We start from the raw sequence: 20,168 nt of genomic DNA, 5'->3' as shown, positions 1-20,168 counted from the left end.
GCATGCGGCCGATCTTATTGATTGTTCCAGTGTGTGAACTTTTGGGACTGATTGGATTTATGCTTCTAGCATCGAACCCCGATCACTCTGGTTTGCGATGGCTGCCGCTATTTGCCTCCGCCATCCTGGTTATACTGCTGTTGGCCCGAGAGGCGGGCTCGATGACTTTGCGGCAAGTCGCGGTGTCGACAGCGCTGTTGTCACTGCTCGGAGTGGCTGCTTTCCAAACCTTGGGGTTGGCTTTCTCTGGGCTTGCCAAGGACGTTGACTTAATCTCCTTGACCAATGCCGTGCGGCTGGGGGTAGTTCTTGGCATTGCGCTCGCTGCGCATGGCGGCGTATTGGTGATATTTCATTTGCTACGCGGACCTTGTAGGAATTCGGGGTCAGGTCCAAAATCTAAAGCACATCTCACGTGACATGGCGGGCAATCTCAACGGCGCGAGCTACCGCGACGGCCAGTCGCTGACGTCCCAGCCCGGCGGACTGCGCCGCGAAGCCCAAGGCCTTGGCCCCAACGGTGGCCCCCGCGCATGGCCTGCAGTTCACCCTACATGCCCAACCTGGACACCATCGCCGGCATCACCGACACGGTGTATGGATCGAGCCAGTCGTCGTCACTGGGCTATGACGCGCAAGACCGGCTGAACTCGGTGGTGCGCAGCGGTGCCAACCAGGGCTTCGGGCTGGACGCCGACAGCAACCGCCAGGCGCACACGCTCAACGGCACGAGCTACGCCTACACCACCGATCCGGCCTCGAACCGGCTGCTCTCGGTGACCGGTGGCGGCGCCACGCGCAGCTTCAGCTACGACGCCGTCGGCAACATGACCCAGAACGCGCCCACCGGGGCGGTGCACACCTACGTCTACGACGGCTTCAACCGCCTGGCGCAGGTGAAGGATGCCGGTGGCAACGTGCTGGCCAGCTATGGCTATGCGCCGAACAACCAGCGGCTGTGGAAGAGCACGGCGGCCGGCGTGACGACCTACGTCTACGGCGCGGGCGGGGAGTTGCTGTACGAGCGCGGCCCCGCGGGCAGCACGGCCTATGTGTGGCTGAACGGCGAGATGATCGGCCTGATGCGCGGCGGGGCCTTCTACGCGAGCCACAACGACCATCTCGGCCGGCCTGAAGTTGTCACCAACGCTGCGGCCCAGGTCGTGTGGCGGGCATCGAACCATGCGTTCAGCCGGGCGGTGGTGGTGGACAACATCGGCGGCCTGAACGTCGGCTTCCCGGGCCAGTATTGGGATGCGGAGAGCGGGCTTTGGTACAACTGGAATCGGTATTACGATCCGACGGTGGGAAGGTATACCCAATCTGACCTCATCGGGCTTGCGGGCGGCATCAACACGTACGCATATGTCGGGGGGAATCCCATCAGCCGCATTGATCCGATGGGGTTAACGCAATGCGACATTGATGCGGCTGTTGCTACGGTCAGGAGTCAGTTGCCCAATCTTCGATTCCCGAGTAATGGACCTGTCCCAGATTTGCCGAGAGATGGGCTGGTGGCTGGCACATATACGGGCGGTAGTGTGGACCGGATGCGGCTCAACGAGCGCTTTCTCGATCAGCTAAGCGACTTCAGAGCGAAGATGCTACTCGACACGGTTATTCACGAAACTCTGCATGGGAATCCGGGGCCCGGCGATCCAGCGCAGGACCGTCATGACTGGATAAATCCGGAAGCCGCTCGTTTGGCCGACCAGCTCAATGGGGCATTCCAGGGAGCGCGCAAATGTGGCTGCGGCAAGTAGTTGCAGCGCTGGTGCTGCTCGTGGTGGCGCCGTGGACGATGGCCGCCGAGATGGACTGTCTCTTCGTGGAGGCTGCGAAGTTGGAAGCTTCTTGGCCTCCAGCCTCGATCAGCGCAATTGCGCCTGCGGACCTCAACGCGATTCATCGCGTTGTCCGCGGAAGCGGCACGGTCGTCTTAATGCGAATGTTCTCGGGCAAGAAGGACGACGAGTTGGACTCGGAGGAGTTCTGGAAGCTCACGGTTGAACTCCCGAATATCGCCCGCGGGGAAACCCGCGTGCTACAGGCGACTGCGGCCAATACGCGATTCTCGAGGGCCGGAAGCGCATGGGTCGACAAGGGATTTGGCTACGTCGGAGCCAGCGTGGCCGGCAAAATCGTTGCCCGACGAGTTGACAGCGACACCATGACCATTGACGTGTCGCTCGACGTTGAAACCCGCTTCGCGGGCGACCCCGAGGAAGCTCAACCGCTCTCACTCCAGAAGAGGGTAGCGTTTCGCCGGATAGAGATCGCCGACTTGACGCCATGGCTTGGTTCGGCGACCGCTGGCGTCGCGGACTACTGGACCAGCCACAGACCCAAAAATCAGCAGGCAAGCTGCAGCCCGGTAGGTTGGGGTCATTGACTCCAACGCCAATCCTATCGAGGGTGGCAGGTCGTGCCGCCAACCCTGCCGTTGCTCGTTCCGCCCTGTTTGCGCCGTGGTCTCGCCCCTCGCGCTTGGCTCCGTCATCGGCTGGGCGCCCATGTTGAGGTTATCCCTGAAAACCAGAGTGCATAGCCCGGTAGGTTGGGCTGCGAAGCCCAACGCCTTCCCCTCAACGGCGGCCCCGCGCATGGCCTGCAGTTCACCTACACGCCCAACCTGGACACCATCGCCGGCATCACCGACACGGTGTATGGGTCGACTCAGTCCTCGTCACTGGGCTATGACGCGCAAGACCGGCTGAACTCGGTGGCGCCCAGCGGTGCCAACCAGGGCTTCGGGCTGGACGCCGACAGCAACCGCCGGGCCTACACGGCGTGGGTTCGATTCAAGCGAAGAGAGGAACGCAACCACCGGGACGGGCCAGGCCGTCCCGGGAGAGACGCGTCAGGCCGCGGTCGCGCGGGCCTGGTCGCGCCAGGTGCGGACCTGGCTGTGGTTGCGCTTGACGCCTTCGAACTGACGCTCGACGACGTTGCGGACGTCCGGCGGCAGGGGCTTCTCCAGGGCCTTGCGGTAGGACGCCAGCGCCGTGTCTTCGCCGCGTTCGGTCTCCTCGAGGATGGCCTTGTCGGTGTAGCCGGCCAGGGTGCCCTTGACCGCGACCCAGCCGCGGTGCATGGCGCCGACGGCCGTGCCGCTGTCCTCGGCCTTGCCGCCGAAGCGCACCACCAGGGCCTGCAGCTCGGCAGCGGCCTCGCGGCACTCCTCGGCGCGGCGCACGAAGGACTGCTGAATGGCCGGGTCCTTGAGGTATTCCGCGGAGGCGCGGAAGCCGTGCTCGCCATCCTTCGAGGTTTCGATCAGGTCGTTCAGCGTGTCGACAATGTCGTCGTTGCTCATGGGAGTTCCTTTCGCAGTGAGGAGGGAAAGCGCCGCCGGGGCGCGGGCCGCGGGTGGCGCTCGATGAGGTCCGGGGCACGCGGCGTGCCTGGCCCGGCTCAGGAGCGCGGCTGCGGTGCCGCCGGATGCCCGTTGGCCCGCCGGCTGGCCATGGCGGCCTGCAGCGCGGCCAGCATCTCGGCCGGCGGGCAAGGCTTGCGCAGCACGGGGAATTCGCCTTCCGCCATGACGGTGTTGCTGAAGCCCGTGATGAGCACGACGGGCAGCCCGGGATGCTGCTGGCGCAGCCGCCGAGCCAGCCCGACACCGTCCATGCTGCCGGGCATGACGATGTCGGACAGCAGCACCTCCGGCACGACGCCGGCGTCGAGCAAACGCAGCGCCGCATCCGCATCGCCGGCCCGCACCACCCGCGCGCCGTGGGCCATCAGCAGTGCGGCGGTGACGTCGCCGAGGGACTCGTCGTCCTCCACCAGCAGCACCGTGGCCCCGGCGATGCTCTGCGGGGCCGACTCGGCGAAGGGCAGGGGCGCCTCGGCGCCGTCGGCCTGGGCCGCAGGCAGCAGCAGCGACACCTTGGTGCCCAGGCCCGGCGTGCTGGCCAGCCGCGCGGCGCCGCCCGCCTGCGTCGCGAAGCCGTGCACCTGGCTCAGGCCCAGGCCGCTGCCCTGGCCGACGCCCTTGGTCGTGAAGAAGGGCTCGAAGGCGTGTTCGACCATGGCGGGCGCCAGGCCGACGCCGTCGTCTGCCACCGTCAGCAGCACGTAGTTCCCCGGGGCGAGGTCGGGCAGGCCTTCGAGGTCCTCGGCCCCGGCGTTGCGGGCGCGCAGGCGCAGCTCGCCGCCGGAGGGCATGGCGTCCTGGGCGTTGAGCGCGAGGTTGACGAGGGCGAGATCCAGCTCGTTGGTGTCCAGGCGCACGGGCCAGATGTCGAGCGACACGTCGACGCTGATCTCGATGCGCCGCCCCAGCACGCTGCGCATCAGCTCCTGCACCTCGGGCAGGTAGCGAGCCAGGGAGAGTGTCTGGATGCGCACCGCGCGCCGGCCGGCGAAGCGCAGCAGGTGCTGGGTCAGCTGGCTGCCCTTGTCGACCGAACGCTGGGTGGCCTTGAGCGGCCCCTGCAGCTCGGCGGCCGAGGCATGGCGCTGCATCAGGTGCATGCTGTTGCTGATGACGCCCAGCAGGTTGTTGAACTCGTGCGCCACCCCGCCGGTGAGCCGGCCGAGGGCGGCGACCCGCTGGCTCTGCGCGCCGCGCTGCTCCACCAGACGCGTGCGTTCGATGGCCTGGGCCACGCTCCTCTCCAGCTCGCCGCGGGCACTGGCCATGCTGCGGCCGGCCGCCGCCAGGGCCTCGGCCACCTCGTCGCACTCCACGATGCCGGTGGGCCGCAGCAGCACCGGCCGGCCGGCCTGCAGGTCCTGGGCCGCCGTCTTCAGCGCCCGGATGGGCCGCTCGATGCGGCGCGCCACCCACACGGCGCCACCCATGGCCAGGGCCAGCAGCGCCAGGGCGCCCACGCCGACGCGCTGCACCGCCTGCGGCATGCGCCCGGCGAACTCCCCCCGCGGCATGGCGCTGACATAGCTCCAGCCCAGCGGCGACGTGCTGAAGTAACCCGCTGCCGGAACGCCGTCCAGCGAGACGGATTCGAAGGCACCTTCCGTCGAGCCCGCCATGCGCGCGCGCAGGTCGGGCCGGCCTGGGCGGCCGACGAAGGCCACCCCGCCCGGCAGCCGGGCGACGAGCAGGCCGTTGCTGTCCATGACGGTGCCAATCCATCCTGGCGGCGGCGCCTGGGCCTGCACGATGCGCTGCAGCTCCGATGGCCTCACGGTGACGACGATGTTGTAGAGCAGCGCGCCGTTGCGTGTCACCGGTTCCACCCAGGCCGCCACCATCTCCGCGGGCAGGCCGGCCACGGCCGTGGCCGGGGCCAGGGGTTGCATCAGGGCGATGGGACTCAGGGCCGCGGGGCCGGGCTGCTCGCCGCGCGAGCCTTCGGGCAGCCGGGTGCTCATCAATACCCGTCCGGGCATGCGCAACTCCACCCAGCCGTCCATGCCCTGCATGGCACGCCGGGCCAGCCGCTCCAGGCCAAGGAGGCTTTCCTCGTCGAGAGGCGAGGGGCCGTCGAGTTCGGGCGAGCGGGCCAGCACGTGGGCGATGGTGGCGCGACGCTGCAGCTCACCGTCGATCAGCAGGGACAGCGCCCGTGCCGTGTCGCGCAGGGCGCGCCGGTGAGCGTCGCGCTCGGCCTCGTAGGTGCTGCCGATCAGCCAGGCGACGCCCAGCATGCCCGGCACGAGCACGGACAGCACCAGCAGCAGGAGGCGGGAACGGATGGTGACCGGCATCGCGAGTCGGGAGGGCGGGAGGGCCACCGGCGCAAGAGGGTGTCCGGCGGCGGGCGAACCATAACCCCGCCACCACGCGCACCAGGCTTTCCGGCGAATCTGTAACAGGGGTGGGGCAAACGGCGTGCCTGGGTGGCGGCACCGGCCTTGCCGGGCTTGGGCTCCGGCGTGGGCCTCCCGCGCCATTTCTCCAGACGACTTTGCCGAAGGAATTCCTCCATGCGCCCGCGATCCCGATCCTCTTGCCGTCCCGCTTCTTGTCTCGTTCCCCGTCCGGTTTGCCGACACCTTTCCCGTACCGCGTTCGTCGCCGCGCTCGGCGGGGCGGGTGTCCTTGCCCAGGCCCAGCAGCCGGCCGTGCCCGCCGCGCCGGCCTCCTCGCCCGCCGCCGCCACGGACGCCTCCGACCCCGGCGCCACCCTCAGCCGTGCGCCCACGGCCGCCGGTCCCGGCGTCGCCGGCGGCGACGAGGGCTATTCCATGCTGCCCTACACGACGCGGGGCTACCTTGGCATCAACGTCGGGCAGGCCAAGTTCGGCACGGCCTGCGGCACCGGCGGCTACGCCTGCGACGACCCGCGTGTCTCCGGCTACTTCTACACGGGCGGCCTGTTCAACGACTGGCTGGGCGTGGAACTGGGCTACATGAACAGCGGCCGGGCCGAACGCGCCGGGGGCCGCAGCCGCGCCGAAGGCCTGGCCGCCAGCCTGCTGCTGCGCGCGCCGATGGGCCCCTTCAGCGCCTTCGTCAAAGGCGGCGCCCTCTATGGCGAGACCAAGGTGTCCGCCGGGCCGCTGTCCGACGTCACGGCCGGCAAGCGCCGCGGCTGGGCGCCCGTCTTCGGCGGTGGCCTGGGCTACGACTTCACCGCCCACCATGGCGTCGTGCTCGAGTGGAGCCGCGCCAAGCTGCGCTTCCCGGGCGAAGACGAGCGCCGCAAGGTCGACACCACCAGCCTCGGCTACGTGTACCGGTTCTGAGACGCCACGGGCGGGCGCCGCAGCAGCGAGCGCAGCGACGGCGGCCGCTCACGGTGGTCGCCCTCCAGGAAGCGGCGCAGCAGCCGCATGCCGCGCGTGCGCCGGCACAGGCTGCGCAGCGCGATCAGCAGCGGCACGGCGATCAGGGCGCCCGCGATGCCCCACAGCCAGCCCCAGAACATCACCGACAGGAAGACCGACACCGTGCTCAACGACAGCCGCCGCCCGACGATCAGCGGGCTGACGATGTTGCTCTCGATGGCGTGGATGGCCATGAAGGCCGCCGTGGGGCCGAACACCGCCAGTCCCGTCTCGAAGGTGCCGATGCCGGCCAGCAGCAGCAGCACCATCACCGACATGGGGCCCAGATAGGGCACGAAGCACAGCAGCGCCGTGATGGCGCCCCACAGCGTCGGGTTGGGCAGGCCCTGCAGCCACAGCACCACCGCCGTGATGACGCCGACGACGCTGTTGATGATGCCCACCGCGGCGAGGTAGCTGCTGATCTCGCGCTGGGCGGCCCGCACGCCGCCCAGCAGCAGGGCGCGCGTGCGCCGCCTCGGCATGGCCTCGACGACGCGCGACAGCAGCCAGTGCTCCGACGCGAGCAGGAAGTAGGTCAGGATGACCGTGGCTGCCGCCGACAGCAGGAAGGAGAAGCCGCGCGCCAGCACCATGCCGGTGAGGGCGACGCCCTCGCTGGCCAGCCTCTCCTTGAGGGCGTCCGGCGCCGGGGCGGCGGGGGCGGCGGCCGTGCGGCCCGGGCGCGCAGCCGGTGCGGGCGGCAGGCTCAGGCCCGGAATGGCGGCGCGCAGCTTCTCCAGCTGTTCGATGAGCTGGGCCACCGTCGTCGGCGCCGCCTCCCACCAGGCCGCCGCCGGCCGGGCCAGGCTGGTGGCCAGCGACACCGTGCCCAGCAGCAGCGCCATCACCAGCAGCAGCGCCCCCAGGCCCGCCGGCACGCCCCTGGCCCGCAGCCAGCGCACGGCAGGCGCGAGCGTGAAGGTGAGCATCACGGCGATCATCACCGGCGCCAGCAGGGGCCGTGCCTCGCGCACGGCGAACACCAGGGCCAGCAGGAAAAGCCCGCGCAGCGCCCTGGCGCTGCGCGGCGGTCGGGGCGGTGGGGTGGCGGCCGGTGGCGGCGTCATCGCGCCGCGGCGGCGGGCGGTCGTGCGGCGGGGCGGCGGGGCGGCATGGCGCTCAGTCCTTGGACGGCGGGCGCACAATGATGTTGTTGCGCACCTCCTTCACGTCGGGCACGCCGCTGGCGATCTGGCCGGCGCGGTCCTTCTCGGCCTGCGAGGTGGCGAAGCCGGCCAGCTGCACGGTGCCCTTCAGGGCCTCGACCTGGATGCGCATCGCGCTGACCGACGAGTCTTCGGCGAAGCGTGCCTTCACCCGCGTGGCGATGGTGGCGTCGTCGACGTACTGGCCGACCGTGCTCTGGCCGCTGGTGACGGCGCAGCCGGTGGTGGCCAGGGCGGAGGTGGCCACCAGGGTGGCGATCAGGATCTTTCTCATGCTCTCTCCTCGGCGAGGGAAGGGGGCTCGCCGAGCGACCAGGGCAAGGGACGTGCCCGCCGCCGTGGCACGGACGTTGCCCGGCCTGCCGATCCGCCGACAGGAGTCCGCATGGCTGCACGCCCACCCACCGCCGAACCGCCCGCTTCCGACCCGCCCGAGCCCGCAGCGGTCGCCCGCCCGCGCGCCCGCGACATCGCCGGCTCCCTGGCCGCCTCGGTGTCCGGCCCTGCGCTGCTGCCCGACGACGACGACACCGAAGGCCTGGAGCAGCCGGTGCAGCTGCAGCTGGCCCTGCGGAAGAGCGGCGTGCAGGGCATGGCGGCGGCGGTGCCCTTCAACGAACTCAAGCGCGGCGAGCATGGTGCCGAGAATGCGCGGCATCCGCTGGAGGGCGCGCACGACGACCTGACCGACGACGAGGCCAGCGCCAGCACCGTCAGCGAGGACGCCGACTCCGACAAGCTCGGCGACGGCATGCCCCGCCCCGGCTACAACCCCAACAACGGGCCGCTGGAGCGGGTGAGGGTGGACTCGCGCCACCGCGCCATCACCACCAACCAGGGCGTGCCCGTCGCCGACAACCAGAACTCGCTGAAGGCCGGCCTGCGCGGGCCGACGCTGATGGAAGACTTCATCCTGCGGGAGAAGCTCACCCACTTCGACCACGAGCGCATCCCCGAGCGCGTCGTGCATGCCCGCGGCTCGGGCGCCCACGGTTGGTTCGAGTGCTACGAGCCGCTGGGCGCGCTTTGCCGCGCCGACCTGTTCTCCGAGGCCGGCAAGCGCACGCCGGTGTTCGTGCGCTTCTCCACCGTGGCCGGCGAGCGCGGTTCGGCCGACACGGTGCGCGACACGCGCGGCTTCGCCGTCAAGTTCTACACCGAGGAGGGCAACTGGGACCTCGTCGGCAACAACATCCCGGTCTTCTTCATCCAGGACGCGATGAAGTTCCCCGACGTCATCCACGCCGTCAAGCCCGAACCCCACCACCAGATGCCGCAGGCCAGCAGCGCCCACGACACCTTCTGGGACTTCATCTCGCTGATGCCGGAGAGCCTGCACCACACGCTGTGGGTCATGAGCGACCGCGGCATCCCGCGCAGCTACCGCACCATGCAGGGCTTCGGCGTCAACACCTACCGCCTCGTCGACGAGGCGGGCCGGGCGCGCTTCGTCAAGTTCCACTGGCTGCCCAAGGCGGGCACGCATTCGCTGGTCTGGGACGAGGCGGTCAAGATCGCCGACGCCGACCCCGACTACCACCGCCGCGACCTCTGGGAGGCCATCGAGTCGGGCAACTATCCCGAGTGGGAACTGGCCCTGCAGGTCTTCACCGACGAACAGGCCGAGGCCTTCAGCTTCGACGTGCTGGACCCGACCAAGCTGGTGCCCGAGGAGCTGGTGCCGCTGCGCCGCGTCGGCCGCCTGGTGCTGGATCGCAACCCCGACAACTTCTTCGCCGAGACCGAACAGGTCGCCTTCTGCGTGGCCCACGTCGTGCCGGGCATCGACTTCAGCAACGATCCGCTGTTGCAGGGCCGCATCCACAGTTACCTCGACACCCAGCTGACACGGCTGGGTGGGCCCAACTTCCACGAGATCCCCGTCAACGCCTCGGTGGCGCAGGTGCACAACCACCAGCGCGACGGCCTGCACCGCCAGGCCGTGCACCGCGGGCGCGTCGCCTACGAGCCCAACTCCCTGGGCGGCGGCTGCCCCACCAGGCGGGCCTGGCCGGCTACGTGTCGCAGCGCCACGCCCTGCTCGATGCCGGCGCGGTGCCGCGCTGGGTGGGCCTGCGCCTGGGCAGCGTGATGGCGGCCGACGGCAGCCTGCTGACCGTGGAGGCCACGATCGACGCCATGCCCTCCGTGCTGTGGGACGCCGCCGTGCTGCCGGGCGGCGGGGCGGCCCTGGCCACGCTGGCCGCGCGCGGCGAAGCCACCGACTTCATCAAGGACCAATACCGCCACGACAAGCCCATCCTGGCCGTCTTGCAGACCGCGCAGCCGGCAGCGCGGCTGCTCTTCGGCAGGCACGACAAGTCCACTGGACTTGTCGTGTCCGGCCTCAGCCCCCCGAGGGGGCTGCGATGCTTGCGGCATCGAGCCGCAAGCACATCGCCAGCGCGGGCCGGCTCGGGAGCGGCCCAGCGCTCGGCCCGCAAATACCCCGTTTCCGCCACAGAGGCACGGAGACACAGGGAAGCGCGGATTCCTCTGTGCCTCTGTGGCTGTGTTCCACGTCCTGGGTATCAGCGCCCGCCGACCGAGATGCCAAGCGGCCGGCCCTCGGTGCCGCCGCCGACGCGCTGCGGCGCCTGCGGGCGCGCCAGCCGCTCCAGCAGCGCCCCGACGCGCGCGAGGCTGGGCGTGAGGTCCAGGCGCTGCACGGCCCGCTCGCGGGCCCGTTCGCCCATACGGCGGCGCAGCGACGCGTCGGCCAGCAGCTGAGCGCACAGCCGGCCGATCTCGTCGAAGTTGTCCGGCGCCGCCAGCCAGCCCGTCCGGCCGTGCTCGACGATGTCCGGCACGCCGCCCACGCCGGTGGCCACCGCCGGCACGCCGCAGGCCATGGCCTCCAGCAGCACCAGCGGCATGGCCTCGGTGTAGGAGCAGGACACCAGCACGTCCAGCTCGCCGTACAGCGCCGGCATGTCCTGCCGCACACCGGCGAAGTGCACGTGCTGCTGCAGCCCATAACGTTCCACCATGGCGGTGAGGTCGGCGAGCATGGGTCCCTCGCCGACGAAGACCGCCCGCGCCTCGGGCATCTGCGTCTTGAGCATCAGCGCCGCGCGCACGAAGACCTGCGGCGCCTTCTCGGGCGACAGCCGGCCGACGAAGCCGATGAGAGGCACGTCCGGCGCCAGGCCCAGGGCAGCGCGCAGCGGCTCGCCGGCGGCGCGTTCGCGGGGACGGAAGGTGGCGGTGTCCACGCCGTTGGGCTCGCAGCTCAGCAGGGCCGGCTCCACGCCCAGGCCGAGGGCGTGGAAATAGCTCTGCCGCGCCACGGTGCTGACGTGGCTGCGCGTGGCGCGGTGAACCTCCAGGTCCAGGGTCGTCATCTGGCGCGCGTGGATGGTGGTCAGCACCGGGGTGTGCGTCAGCACGCCGGCCAGGCCGGCCAGCAGGTGGGCCTGGGGCAGGTGGGCGTGCAGCAGCTCGATGTGCCGCTCGCGGACGAGGGCGCAGGTGGCCTGCAGCGTCGCCCAGGGCAGGTCCTCGCCCATGGGGGCGATCTCGACCTCGACGCCGGCGCCGCGCAGTTGGTCGGCCAGCGGGCTCTCGAAGGGGCAGATGGCCGTGAAGGCGAAGCGCTCGTGCGGCAGGCGCTGCACCAGGCGCAGCACCCAGCTCTCCATGCCGCCGACGATGGCGTTGCCGAGCACCTCCAGCACCTGCACGCGGCCTTCGCGCGACGGCGGCTGGGGCAGGGGGGTGACGGGGTTCATCGGCGGGCCCCCGTGGCGTCGAGGTGGCTGCCTGCCTGCGCCCATGGAACATGGCCACAGAGACACAGAGGCACAGAGAGACTTCCATCCCTGCGCCTCTGTGCCTCTGTGCCTCTGTGGCTTTGTCTGAATTTCATCGTCGTGGCCATGTGCGCTGTCGCTGATGGAGCTGGCGTCCTCGTCAGCAGCAGATGGGTGACCAGCGGCCCGAGCCGAGCCTGGGCAGCACCTGCTCCGTCTCGTGGCCGAGCCAGGCTGCCGCCGTGCCGGCGAAGATCTTTTCCTGCGCGTCCTGCGGCACCTGCAGTTCGTTGAGCAGGTCTTCCAGCCAGCCGCGGCGTTCGCGCAGCTGCGCGCCCGGGCAGGGCAGGAAGCAGTCGCTGCCGAACTGCAGCAGGCCCGGCCCCAGCACCTCCAGCGCCAGCTGCAGCACCTGCTTGCGGTAGGGCGGCGGCGGGCCGAAGGAGAGGTCGAAGCGGAAGGCCGCCTGCGCGTCCGGCACGCCGTGGATGCGGTCGATCAGGCCGACGGCGATGGCCTCGTCCGTCCACGGCCAGCCGACGTGGGCCAGCGTCGTGCGCACGCCGGGATGGTCGCGCAGGGCCTCGAAGAACACCGGCCGGCAAAAGCGCCCCGAGCGCCCGTCGATGAAGATGCCGCTGTGGAAGAGCACCGGCAGCTTCAGCTCGGAGGCGCGGGCGAACACTGGCTGCACGGCCTCGTCGTAGGGGTACCAGCCGCTGGGCAACATCTTCACGCCGGACAGGCCGGCGTCGATGGCCCGCTGCAGCTCGTCCACCGCGCCGGGGTGCAGCGGGTTGACGACGGCGAAGCCGACGAGGCGGTCGGAGTGGCCGTTGACCAGGTCGGCCAGGTGGGTGTTGGCGCGCCGCAGCGAGTCGGCGTCGCCCAGCGAATAGTCCTCGGACAGGAAGGGCGCCAGCAGCACGCCGAGGTCGACGTCGGCCTCGTCCAGCGTGCGCAGCACGCCGCTGCGGGTCTCCTGGCCGGTGCAGTGCAGGTGGGCGTCGATCAGCATCGGCGCCTCAGCTGCGCAGACCGCCGGCGGCGGCGACGGGCATGGGGGCTTCGTCGGCCGGGACCGGCGCGGCGCGCTCGGGCTGGGCCTGCCGCAGCGCCTGCTGCAAATGCTGGTGCACGGTGTCGGCGCTGCGGTCCCAGGAGAAGCGGGCCACGCAGTCGCGCATGGCCTGGGCGCGGCGCGCACGCGCTTCGCCGCCCTCGGCCAGCAGGGTCTTGCAGGCCTCGACGAAGGCCGGCGCGTCGGCGGCGATCGCCACGGCGCTGCCGTACAGCGCGACCACGTCCTTCACCGGCGTGCTCACCACCGGCTTGCCACCGGCCATGTACTCCAGCGTCTTGGTCGGGCTGATGAACCGGGTCGACTCGTTCAGCGCGAAGGGCATCAGCGCCACGTCTCAGCCGGCCAGCAGATGGGGCAGGCGCTCATAGGGCTGCATGCCCAGCCAGTGCAGGTTGGGGCGCTGCGGCAGCGAGGCGGGGTCGATCTTGACGACCGGCCCGACCATGACGATGGACCACTCGGGATGGGCATCGGCCAGCGCGGCCACCAGCGAGGCGTCGAACCGCTCGTCGATGACGCCGAAGAAGCCCAGCCGCGGGCCGGGCAGATGGCCCTGCAGCCGCCCGGCCTCGGCGGCTTCGGCGAGGTCCGCGGCGCTACGGCCGCGGCGCGACAGGTCGAAGTGGGCCTCGTCGACGGCGCTCGGCAGGCAGACCACGTTGGGGTGCAGGTCGCGCCGCGCCTCGTAGAGCGACGGGCCGCCGGTCAGCACGACGGCGGCGCTCTTCAGCAGCGCCGATTCGCGCTGGCGCAGCTGGCGCGGCGCATTCTTGAAGGCCGACAGCTCGTCCATGCAGTCGTAGACGATGCAGTCGGGCTGCACGCTGTTGACCAGGGGCAGGGCCATGGGCGTGTAGAGCCAGGCCACGTCCGCATGCAGCCGCTCGGCGCGCAGGCGCGCGTCGAGCAGGGTCTGCAGGGCGGCGAGCTGGTCGTCGTGGAAGCCGGGCGCCGCCACGGGGGTGTGAGGCACCAGCACCTGCAGCTGTGGCGCGACCTCGCGCACCTCCAGCCAGGCGGGGCCGTCGCAGCGCACGGGCTCCTCGACGAAGAGGACGCGCCAGCGCCCCGCCAGGCGCGACATCAGGTGCTGGGGGCGCTGGTAGACGAAGCCCCAGCGGAGGTGGGAGAAGACGATGAGGACGGAGGGCGGCAGGGTGGGTCCGGGGTGGGAGGTGGAGGAGGGCGTCGCTCAGGACGCGCGGGTGCGGGCCGGCGCGGCATCGGCGCGGCCCCTCGGGCCGGGTGCGGGCGCGGCTTCGGCCGCCTCGGCTTCGTCGCCCTCTTCGGCTGACGAGCCGGTGAGTTCGGCGCGGCGCTCGTCCATCTGCGCGGCGAGGTCCTCCCACTCGAGCCGGGCCTCATCCAGGCGGGGGAACATCTCGCCCTCCTCCTCCTTCACGTGGTGCAGCACGTATTCGCACAGCACGGTGAAGCGGGCGGCGTACTTGTCCTCGACCGGCGTCATGCCGCGCAGCTGGTCGATGAAGCCGTGCATGCTCTCGCGCTCCACCTCGGCCTCGTCCAGCAGCTGCTCGTCGTCCAGGGCCTCGCGGGCGGCGGGGTAGAGCAGCTCCTCTTCCAGTGCGGCGTGCACGGTCAGCTCGTCCAGCACCTGCTGCACCAGGGCTTCGGCGCGGGCGGGGTCTTCGTTGACGTCGAGCTTCTTGAAGTCGCGGAAGGCCTTCTTCACGCGCTTGTGGTCGTCCTTGAGGGCGGCCAGGATCTCGCTGCGGGCGTGATGGCGGCTCGGGTCTGGTGGCGGGGGGTGGGCATCGGCTTCTCCTGGGGTGTTGCCGGCGCCGAGGCAATCGCGGTGCCGGGGCGCGCCGAGAAGCGGTGTTGGCGGCCTCGGCTTGCCGCTCACACGCGGTCACAGACGGCACGCTTTGCCGCAACCGCCGAAGGCCGCCCGCGCCCCCGGTAAAAGTTGCAGGGTCGACGCCTGCGCCGGACCTGCCCAGCTGCCGGATGGCGCCTGCCTGCCGGGGAGAACCGCGCCTTTGTTTCCGGATGCGACAACGGGCCTCGGCCGGCACGGAGGTTGCGTGGGTGGGGGTCTGCCTGCGCGTCGACCGCACCGGCGCGGCGGGCGAGTAGACGTTCGAACCAGGAGCTCCCGTGCCATCCATGGACTTGCGCGCCGAACACCGGCAGACCCAGACCCTGTCGCCCCGACTCCAGCACGCCGTGCGGCTACTGCAGATGTCATCGCTCGACTTCGCGGCCATGCTGCGGGACACGCTGGGGCGCAACCCCTTCCTCGAAGTGGAGGACGGCGAAGGCGCCGAGGCCTCCGAGGCGCCCACCGCGCCGCTGCTGGACAGCCCGGCCGGCCTGGATGAAGCCCTCTCGGCCGATGGTGGTAGCGACATCGCCACCCCCGCGGCGGATGCAATCGCGGCCGTCGAGGAAGGCGTCGGCGGTGACCGTGACGACCGCGATCTCTGGTCGGCCGACGGCAGTTCGGGCGCGCGCCGCGCGGAGGACGGCGAGTTCAGCGCGCTGGACATGATGGCCGTGGAGACCTCGCTGGCCCAGCATCTGCACGGACAGCTCAACGTGCTGCCCCTGTCCGAGCGCGACCTGGCGCTGGCCCGGGTGGTGGTGGAGTCGCTGGACGACGACGGCTACCTGCGCACGCCACTGGAGGAGCTGGCGGACATCGCCGGCCTGGAGCCCGCCGCCGACCTCGAGGAGATGCAGATTGCCCTGCGGCGGGTGCAGTCCCTGGACCCCGCGGGCGTCGGGGCGCGCAGCGTCGCCGAATGCCTGCTGCTGCAGCTGCCGGCCATCGACTGCCCCGAGACGCGCAGCCTCGCCCACGCCATCGTGTCCGACCATCTCCCCGCGCTGGCGGCCCGCGACGTCGCCGCGCTGTCGCGCCAGCTCGGCGAGCCGCCGGCCCGCGTGGAGGCCGTGTGCGACCGCATCCGCCGGCTGGACCCGCGGCCGGGCTGGCGCGTGGGCTCGTCGCAGGTGCCCTACGTCGTGCCCGACGTCATCGTGAAGAAGGTGCGCGGCCAGTGGACGGTGCAGCTCAACCCGGCCATCGTGCCCAAGGTGAGGCTCAACCAGGTCTATGCCAAGCTCTTCCAGCGCCACCGCACGCCGGGCAATGCCGAGCTGGGGGCGCATCTGCAGGAGGCGCGCTGGACGCTGCGCAACGTCGAGCAGCGCTTCTCCACCATCCTCGACGTGGCCGAGGCCATCGTGCGCCGCCAGCAGGCCTTCCTCGACTACGGTCCCATGGCCATGAAGCCGCTGGGCCTGCGCGAGATCGCCGAGGAGGTCGGCATCCACGAGAGCACGGTCTCGCGCGTGACCAACAACAAGTACATGGCCACGCCCATGGGCGTGCTCGAGCTGAAGTACTTCTTCAGCCGCGCCATGATCAGCGCCAACGGCAGCGCCTGTTCGGGCACGGCCATCCGCGGCCTGATCAAGGACATCATCGAGGCCGAGAACCCGGAGGCGCCGCTGTCCGACGCCGAGATCACGCGCCAGCTCGCCCAGCAGGGCCTGGTGGTGGCGCGGCGCACGGTCACCAAGTACCGCCAGATGCTCAAGATCGAGGCGGTGGACCGCCGCCGGCGCGTGGCCTGACGCCTCCGTCCACGGACAAGGGGCCGCCCTCGCGAGAGGACGGCCCCTTGGTCATGGCGGGCCCGCGCGGCGGCGAGCCCGGTGGCGATCACTCGCCGGTCACTTGCTCTTGGAGCTGCTGGAGCCCGAGGTACCGGACGAGGCGTGCGTGCCTGAGGCGCCCGAGCCGGTGGCGCCGCTGCCGGCATCGCTGCTGCCGCTCGGCGACGAACCCGAGGAGCCCGAGGCGCCGGACGAGCCCCGCTGGTTCTGACGCCAGCTGGAGAAGTCGTCGGAGAACTTCTTGTACCGATCCTGGCGCCAATTGCGGTAATCCTGGTCCAGCGAACGCAGCTGCTCGCTGCGCCATTGGTGGTAGTCGGGCTCGAAGTCGCTGTCCTGCTGGGCGCCGTAGCCCGAGGAGCCCTGGCTGCCGCCATAGCTGCCCTGGTTGCCGTAGTGGCTGCCACCCTGGAAGCTGCTGCCGCCGTGGCCATAGCCGCCCTGGGTGCCGTAGCCACCCTGGCCGCCGTAGCCGCCTTGGCCATAGCCGCCTTGGTAACCGCCCTGGTAGCCGCCGTAGCTGCCTTGCTGCGAGCCGCCGCCCTGCAAGCTGCTGCCCGGGTAGCCGCCGCCGTAGCCAGCCTGGCCGCCATAGCTCTGGCCCATCCCGCCGCCGTGGCCGCCGAAGCTGCCGCCACCGTAGTCACCCTGGCCGCCGCCCTGGCCGCCGTAGCTGCCCTGGCCGCTCATGCCGCCCTGGCCCGCATGGCTTTGGCCGTAGCCGCCGCCCATGCCGCCCTGGCTGCCCTGTTCTCGGAAGGTGCCGCCCTGGTAGTAGTCGCGGTTGTCGCTGTAGCCCTGGCCGCCCATGGAGCCGGCCTGGCCACCGTAGCCGCCTTGCGAGTGCTGCCCGCCCTGACCACCCTGGTAGTGCTGACCACCGTGGCTGCCCTGGTCGTGCTGGCCTCCCTGGTAATGCTGGCCGCCTTGCTCGCTGCCGTAACCGCCCTGTTGGCTGCCGTAGCCGCCCTGTTGGCCGCCCTGGTGGCGGCTCTGGTCGTCCTGTCGAGACATGGAGGTTCCTTTCAAAAGCTGTCCGTCGTCCTCAGACTCTCGGCCCCGCGGGGCGGGGGAGCGTCTGCCCGCCCGGGCGGCAATGCGCGTTCCCGTCGGCACGCCCCGCACGGGCCCCGCGCTTGCCACGTCGGGCCCTCCATCACCAGCAACCGGAGCCCGGGCCATGGCCAGCGACACCCCTTACCTCACCGCCCTCTTTCCCAACCGCGACAGCGCCGAGCGCGCCTACCAGGGCGTCGTCGAACGAGGCTACGGGCCGGGTGACATCGACGTCGTGATGTCAGATGAAACACGCCGTCAGCACTTCAGTGCCCGTAGCCCGCAGACCGAACTGGGCACCAAGGCGGCCGAAGGCGCCGGCATCGGCGCGGGCGTGGGCGGGGCGGTGGGCGCCATCGCGGCGGCCGTTGCCGCGGCGGGCACCAGCCTCGTGCTGCCCGGCCTGGGCCTGGTCGTCGCCGGGCCGCTGGCGGCGGCCTTCGCGGGCGCCGGTGCCGGCGGCGCGGCGGGCGGCCTCGTCGGCGCCCTCATCGGCTGGAACATTCCCGAGGAGCGCGTCAAGGCCTACGAGAGCGGCATCCGCGACGGCGGCATCCTGATGGGCGTGCGCCCGCGCAGCGAGACGGATGCCAGCGAACTTGCGCGGCGCTGGGAGCAGGCCCGCGGCGAGCCGGCACAGCGCCAGCCCGGCTGAGCGAGCCCCGGCCTATTCGAGGGGCGTCCGCTCCCGGCCGTCGCCATCGGCGGCGGCCGAGGACGCCGTGCCCCCATTCGGCAGGGCGGCACGCAGGCCGAGGACGCGCCGATGGTGCAGAGCGTGGGCCGTCTGCGCCATTTCCCGCATGGCCTCCTCGAACAGCGCGTGGGCCTGCCGGCGCAGCAGCTGGGCCGATGCGGCCTGGTCCTTCAGCGCGCGCGAACCTGTCGCCGACTGGATCGAGAGTTCGTACAGGCGGCGGTCGGCCGCGCGGGACGCCCGTTCGGTGGCGAGCCAGGCATGGAAGATGGGATGGGAGAGCGGCATCTCGCACCTCTCGAGGAAGGTGGGGATACGGGGCGCCCGGCTTTCACGGCTGCTGGCTCAAGGCACGAAGAGGAGCCAACGATGGGGCAGACCCTAATAGCATAGTCGAGCGAATGCCAAGCCGCCATGCCCATCGTGGCCGAGGGCCGCCGCAGCGCCGCTTCAGTTGTCCATGGTGCTACGCGCCACCCGCAGCCGATGAAACGGGGGTATTTGCGGGCCGAGCGCTGGGCCGCTCCCGAGCCGGCCCGCACTGGCGATGTGCTTGCGGCTCGATGCCGCAAGCATCGCCGCCCCCACGGGGGGCGGACCAGACCCGCGCCGCGTTCAGCGCGCGGGGTTGGGCCGGGGGCAGTTCCATCTCAGCGCGGCGCCACGCGCCAGACGGTGTTGCCGACGTCGTCGGCCACGAGCAAGGCGCCGCGACTGTCCACGGCCACGCCCACCGGCCGGCCGCGGGCCTGGCCGTCGCCGTCCAGAAAGCCCGTCAGCACGTCCACCGGTCGTCCGTTGGGGCGGCCGTTGGCGAAGCCGACGTAGACCACCTTGTAGCCCGCGAAGGGCTTGCGGTTCCAGGAGCCGTGCAGGCCGATGAAGACGCCGCCCGGCGTGCCGCCGGGCAGCAGCGCCGGCAGGGGGCTGCTGCCCGCGGCGGCCAGCCCAAGGGCGGCGACGTGGGCGCCAAGCGCGTAGTCGGGCACCAGGGCGCGGCCGACGAGGTCGGGCCGCTGCGGCTTGACCCGCGAGTCCACGTGCTGGCCGTACCAGCTGTAAGGCCAGCCGTAAAAACCGCCGTCCCGCACCGAGGTCAGGTAGTCGGGGACGAGGTCGCTGCCGAGTTCGTCGCGCTCGTTGGCCACCGTCCAGAGCACGGCCGCCGGGCCACCGCCCGGTGCCGGCATCCAGGCCATGCCGTTGGGGTTGCGCAGGCCGGTGGCGAACAGGCGCTTGGCTCCGCTGGCGCGGTCGATCTCCCAGATGGCCGCCCGGCCCTCCTCGGCTCCGAGGCCGTTCTCGGCGGCGTTGCTGTTGGAGCCGACCGTCGCGTACAGCTTGCTGCCGTCGGGGCTGGCGATGAGGCTCTTGGTCCAGTGGTGGTTGATGGAGCCCGCCGGCAGCTCGGTGAGCTTGCGGCCCGGCCCGGCGAGGCGGCCCTGCGCGGCGTCGTAGGGGAACTCCATCACCGCGTCGGCGTCGGCGACGTAGAAGCGGTCGCCGACCAGGGCCATGCCGAAGGGCGAGTTCAGGCCTTGGGCGAAGACCTCGCGCAGCTCGGCGCGGCCGTCGCCGTCGGCGTCGCGCAGCCGGGTGATGCGGTTGGCGCTGGGCGTGCCGGCGCCGGCCTTGGCCATGAGCTTGCCCTGCACCCAGGCCTTCAGGCCCTTGCGGTCGTCGGGGCGGTCGGCGGGGGCGTTGGTCTCGGCCACCAGCACGTCGCCGTTAGGCAGCACGCAGAGCCAGCGCGGGTGGTCCAGGCCGGTGGCGAAGGCCTGCACGCCCAGCCCGGCTGCCGCCGTGGGCGCCTCGCCCGGCTGCCAGGGCCGGGCCGGGGCGACGTGGGTGGTCGGCAGCACGGTCTGGACCGGCTCGGCCAGGGTGGGGTGCAGACCCGTGTCGGCGCCAGGCGGCAGGCGGGCGCTCTCGCCGCAGCCGGCCAGGGCAGCGGCCAGCGTCAGCGCGGCCGGCCAGGCGGGGCGAAGGGGCGGGTGGTTGTCCATTTCAGTCATCCATTTCGA

18 protein-coding genes and 1 pseudogene are annotated in these 20,168 nt (G+C 71.3%); 7 read left to right on the top strand and 12 right to left on the bottom strand.

All coding sequences use genetic code 11. The annotated features are described in order from the left end of the window. Nucleotides 1–2: 2 nt before the first annotated feature. From LXT12_RS03410 to LXT12_RS03395, 3 genes are all read left to right on the top strand, one after another. Nucleotides 3–419: a hypothetical protein gene (locus tag LXT12_RS03410; protein ID WP_233389447.1), complete on the top strand. Its 417-nt coding sequence runs from the start codon at nucleotides 3–5 to the stop codon at nucleotides 417–419. A gap of 135 nt (nucleotides 420–554) precedes the next feature. Beyond that, nucleotides 555–1,763: an RHS repeat-associated core domain-containing protein gene (locus LXT12_RS26865; RefSeq protein WP_304622746.1), complete on the top strand. Its 1,209-nt coding sequence runs from the start codon at nucleotides 555–557 to the stop codon at nucleotides 1,761–1,763. Further along, nucleotides 1,745–2,392 (top strand): hypothetical protein, encoded by a 648-nt coding sequence (locus LXT12_RS03395; RefSeq protein WP_233389444.1) that lies wholly within the window; start codon nucleotides 1,745–1,747, stop codon nucleotides 2,390–2,392. Before LXT12_RS26865 ends, LXT12_RS03395 begins: the two co-directional genes overlap by 19 nt. A 468-nt stretch (nucleotides 2,393–2,860) precedes the next feature. Here the strand turns inward: LXT12_RS03395 and LXT12_RS03390 are convergent, their stop codons facing one another. Together LXT12_RS03390 and LXT12_RS03385 are read right to left on the bottom strand one after the other, a co-directional pair. Next, nucleotides 2,861–3,316 (bottom strand): PA2169 family four-helix-bundle protein, encoded by a 456-nt coding sequence (locus LXT12_RS03390; protein ID WP_233389442.1) that lies wholly within the window; start codon nucleotides 3,314–3,316, stop codon nucleotides 2,861–2,863. Nucleotides 3,317–3,414: 98 nt separating this feature from the next. Continuing rightward, nucleotides 3,415–5,676, bottom strand: a complete 2,262-nt coding sequence (locus LXT12_RS03385; RefSeq protein ID WP_233389440.1) for a hybrid sensor histidine kinase/response regulator — start codon at nucleotides 5,674–5,676, stop codon at nucleotides 3,415–3,417. A gap of 357 nt (nucleotides 5,677–6,033) precedes the next feature. On the opposite strand from LXT12_RS03385, the gene LXT12_RS03380 reads away from it, so the two are divergent. Further along, entirely contained in the window at nucleotides 6,034–6,657 is a 624-nt protein-coding gene (locus LXT12_RS03380) for an outer membrane beta-barrel protein (RefSeq protein WP_233389438.1), read from the top strand. Here LXT12_RS03380 and LXT12_RS03375 read toward each other — a convergent pair. Both LXT12_RS03375 and LXT12_RS03370 read right to left on the bottom strand, forming a co-directional pair. Next, complete coding sequence (locus LXT12_RS03375) at nucleotides 6,639–7,808, bottom strand: AI-2E family transporter (RefSeq protein ID WP_233389435.1); 1,170 nt, start codon at nucleotides 7,806–7,808, stop codon at nucleotides 6,639–6,641. The genes LXT12_RS03380 and LXT12_RS03375 overlap by 19 nt on opposite strands. Nucleotides 7,809–7,860: 52 nt before the next feature. Further along, nucleotides 7,861–8,181 (bottom strand): BON domain-containing protein, encoded by a 321-nt coding sequence (locus LXT12_RS03370; protein WP_233389434.1) that lies wholly within the window; start codon nucleotides 8,179–8,181, stop codon nucleotides 7,861–7,863. A gap of 111 nt (nucleotides 8,182–8,292) precedes the next feature. Here LXT12_RS03370 and LXT12_RS03365 point away from each other — a divergent pair. Next, nucleotides 8,293–10,178 (top strand): annotated as a pseudogene (locus LXT12_RS03365) (catalase); the annotation flags it as partial. Nucleotides 10,179–10,438: 260 nt separating this feature from the next. Here LXT12_RS03365 and LXT12_RS03360 read toward each other — a convergent pair. From LXT12_RS03360 to LXT12_RS03340, 5 genes are all read right to left on the bottom strand, one after another. Continuing rightward, on the bottom strand, nucleotides 10,439–11,638 hold the full coding sequence (locus LXT12_RS03360) for a glycosyltransferase family 4 protein (protein WP_233389432.1): 1,200 nt from the start codon (nucleotides 11,636–11,638) through the stop codon (nucleotides 10,439–10,441). A gap of 181 nt (nucleotides 11,639–11,819) precedes the next feature. Beyond that, nucleotides 11,820–12,677, bottom strand: coding sequence for an amidohydrolase family protein (locus LXT12_RS03355; protein WP_233389429.1), 858 nt, complete (start codon nucleotides 12,675–12,677; stop codon nucleotides 11,820–11,822). 7 nt (nucleotides 12,678–12,684) lie between these two features. Beyond that, on the bottom strand, nucleotides 12,685–13,065 hold the full coding sequence (locus LXT12_RS03350) for a glycosyltransferase family protein (protein WP_233389427.1): 381 nt from the start codon (nucleotides 13,063–13,065) through the stop codon (nucleotides 12,685–12,687). A 12-nt stretch (nucleotides 13,066–13,077) separates the two neighbouring features. Then, nucleotides 13,078–13,827: a glycosyltransferase family protein gene (locus LXT12_RS03345; protein WP_233389425.1), complete on the bottom strand. Its 750-nt coding sequence runs from the start codon at nucleotides 13,825–13,827 to the stop codon at nucleotides 13,078–13,080. A 108-nt stretch (nucleotides 13,828–13,935) separates the two neighbouring features. Beyond that, entirely contained in the window at nucleotides 13,936–14,466 is a 531-nt protein-coding gene (locus LXT12_RS03340; protein WP_255763469.1) for a hemerythrin domain-containing protein, read from the bottom strand. Between the two features lie 398 nt (nucleotides 14,467–14,864). Between LXT12_RS03340 and rpoN the strand changes: the two genes are divergently transcribed. Continuing rightward, nucleotides 14,865–16,349 (top strand): RNA polymerase factor sigma-54, encoded by a 1,485-nt coding sequence (gene rpoN, locus LXT12_RS03335; RefSeq protein ID WP_233389422.1) that lies wholly within the window; start codon nucleotides 14,865–14,867, stop codon nucleotides 16,347–16,349. Nucleotides 16,350–16,448: 99 nt separating this feature from the next. Here rpoN and LXT12_RS03330 read toward each other — a convergent pair whose 3' ends face one another. Next, the gene (locus tag LXT12_RS03330) at nucleotides 16,449–17,405 is read right to left on the bottom strand and encodes a hypothetical protein (RefSeq protein WP_233389420.1); all 957 of its coding nucleotides are present in this window, start codon (nucleotides 17,403–17,405) and stop codon (nucleotides 16,449–16,451) included. 166 nt (nucleotides 17,406–17,571) lie between these two features. Here LXT12_RS03330 and LXT12_RS03325 point away from each other — a divergent pair, with 166 nt between their 5' ends. Next, a complete protein-coding gene (locus tag LXT12_RS03325) occupies nucleotides 17,572–18,102 on the top strand; it encodes a hypothetical protein (protein ID WP_233389418.1) in 531 nt (176 codons plus the stop codon). A 12-nt stretch (nucleotides 18,103–18,114) separates the two neighbouring features. Here the strand turns inward: LXT12_RS03325 and LXT12_RS03320 are convergent, their stop codons facing one another. Together LXT12_RS03320 and LXT12_RS03315 are read right to left on the bottom strand one after the other, a co-directional pair. After that, nucleotides 18,115–18,432, bottom strand: a complete 318-nt coding sequence (locus tag LXT12_RS03320; protein ID WP_233389416.1) for a hypothetical protein — start codon at nucleotides 18,430–18,432, stop codon at nucleotides 18,115–18,117. Between the two features lie 362 nt (nucleotides 18,433–18,794). After that, complete coding sequence (locus LXT12_RS03315) at nucleotides 18,795–20,150, bottom strand: PQQ-dependent sugar dehydrogenase (protein WP_233389414.1); 1,356 nt, start codon at nucleotides 20,148–20,150, stop codon at nucleotides 18,795–18,797. Nucleotides 20,151–20,168 lie beyond the last annotated feature (18 nt).

It is taken from the genome of Pelomonas caseinilytica (assembly GCF_021353235.1).
GTDB lineage: Bacteria > Pseudomonadota > Gammaproteobacteria > Burkholderiales > Burkholderiaceae_C > Pelomonas > Pelomonas caseinilytica.
This window is presented reverse-complemented; position numbering and strand designations above follow the sequence as displayed.

Bases quoted from the DNA above. Each gene is read 5' to 3' on its own strand.
- LXT12_RS03410 (WP_233389447.1), top strand. From the start codon at position 3: ATGCGGCCGATCTTATTGATTGTTCCAGTGTGTGAACTTTTGGGACTG.
- LXT12_RS26865 (WP_304622746.1), top strand. From the start codon at position 555: ATGCCCAACCTGGACACCATCGCCGGCATCACCGACACGGTGTATGGA.
- LXT12_RS03395 (WP_233389444.1), top strand. From the start codon at position 1,745: ATGTGGCTGCGGCAAGTAGTTGCAGCGCTGGTGCTGCTCGTGGTGGCG.
- LXT12_RS03390 (WP_233389442.1), bottom strand. From the start codon at position 3,316: ATGAGCAACGACGACATTGTCGACACGCTGAACGACCTGATCGAAACC.
- LXT12_RS03385 (WP_233389440.1), bottom strand. From the start codon at position 5,676: ATGCCGGTCACCATCCGTTCCCGCCTCCTGCTGCTGGTGCTGTCCGTG.
- LXT12_RS03375 (WP_233389435.1), bottom strand. From the start codon at position 7,808: ATGACGCCGCCACCGGCCGCCACCCCACCGCCCCGACCGCCGCGCAGC.
- LXT12_RS03370 (WP_233389434.1), bottom strand. From the start codon at position 8,181: ATGAGAAAGATCCTGATCGCCACCCTGGTGGCCACCTCCGCCCTGGCC.
- LXT12_RS03360 (WP_233389432.1), bottom strand. From the start codon at position 11,638: ATGAACCCCGTCACCCCCCTGCCCCAGCCGCCGTCGCGCGAAGGCCGC.
- LXT12_RS03355 (WP_233389429.1), bottom strand. From the start codon at position 12,677: ATGCTGATCGACGCCCACCTGCACTGCACCGGCCAGGAGACCCGCAGC.
- LXT12_RS03350 (WP_233389427.1), bottom strand. From the start codon at position 13,065: ATGCCCTTCGCGCTGAACGAGTCGACCCGGTTCATCAGCCCGACCAAG.
- LXT12_RS03345 (WP_233389425.1), bottom strand. From the start codon at position 13,827: ATGTCGCGCCTGGCGGGGCGCTGGCGCGTCCTCTTCGTCGAGGAGCCC.
- LXT12_RS03330 (WP_233389420.1), bottom strand. From the start codon at position 17,405: ATGTCTCGACAGGACGACCAGAGCCGCCACCAGGGCGGCCAACAGGGC.
- LXT12_RS03325 (WP_233389418.1), top strand. From the start codon at position 17,572: ATGGCCAGCGACACCCCTTACCTCACCGCCCTCTTTCCCAACCGCGAC.
- LXT12_RS03320 (WP_233389416.1), bottom strand. From the start codon at position 18,432: ATGCCGCTCTCCCATCCCATCTTCCATGCCTGGCTCGCCACCGAACGG.
- LXT12_RS03315 (WP_233389414.1), bottom strand. From the start codon at position 20,150: ATGGACAACCACCCGCCCCTTCGCCCCGCCTGGCCGGCCGCGCTGACG.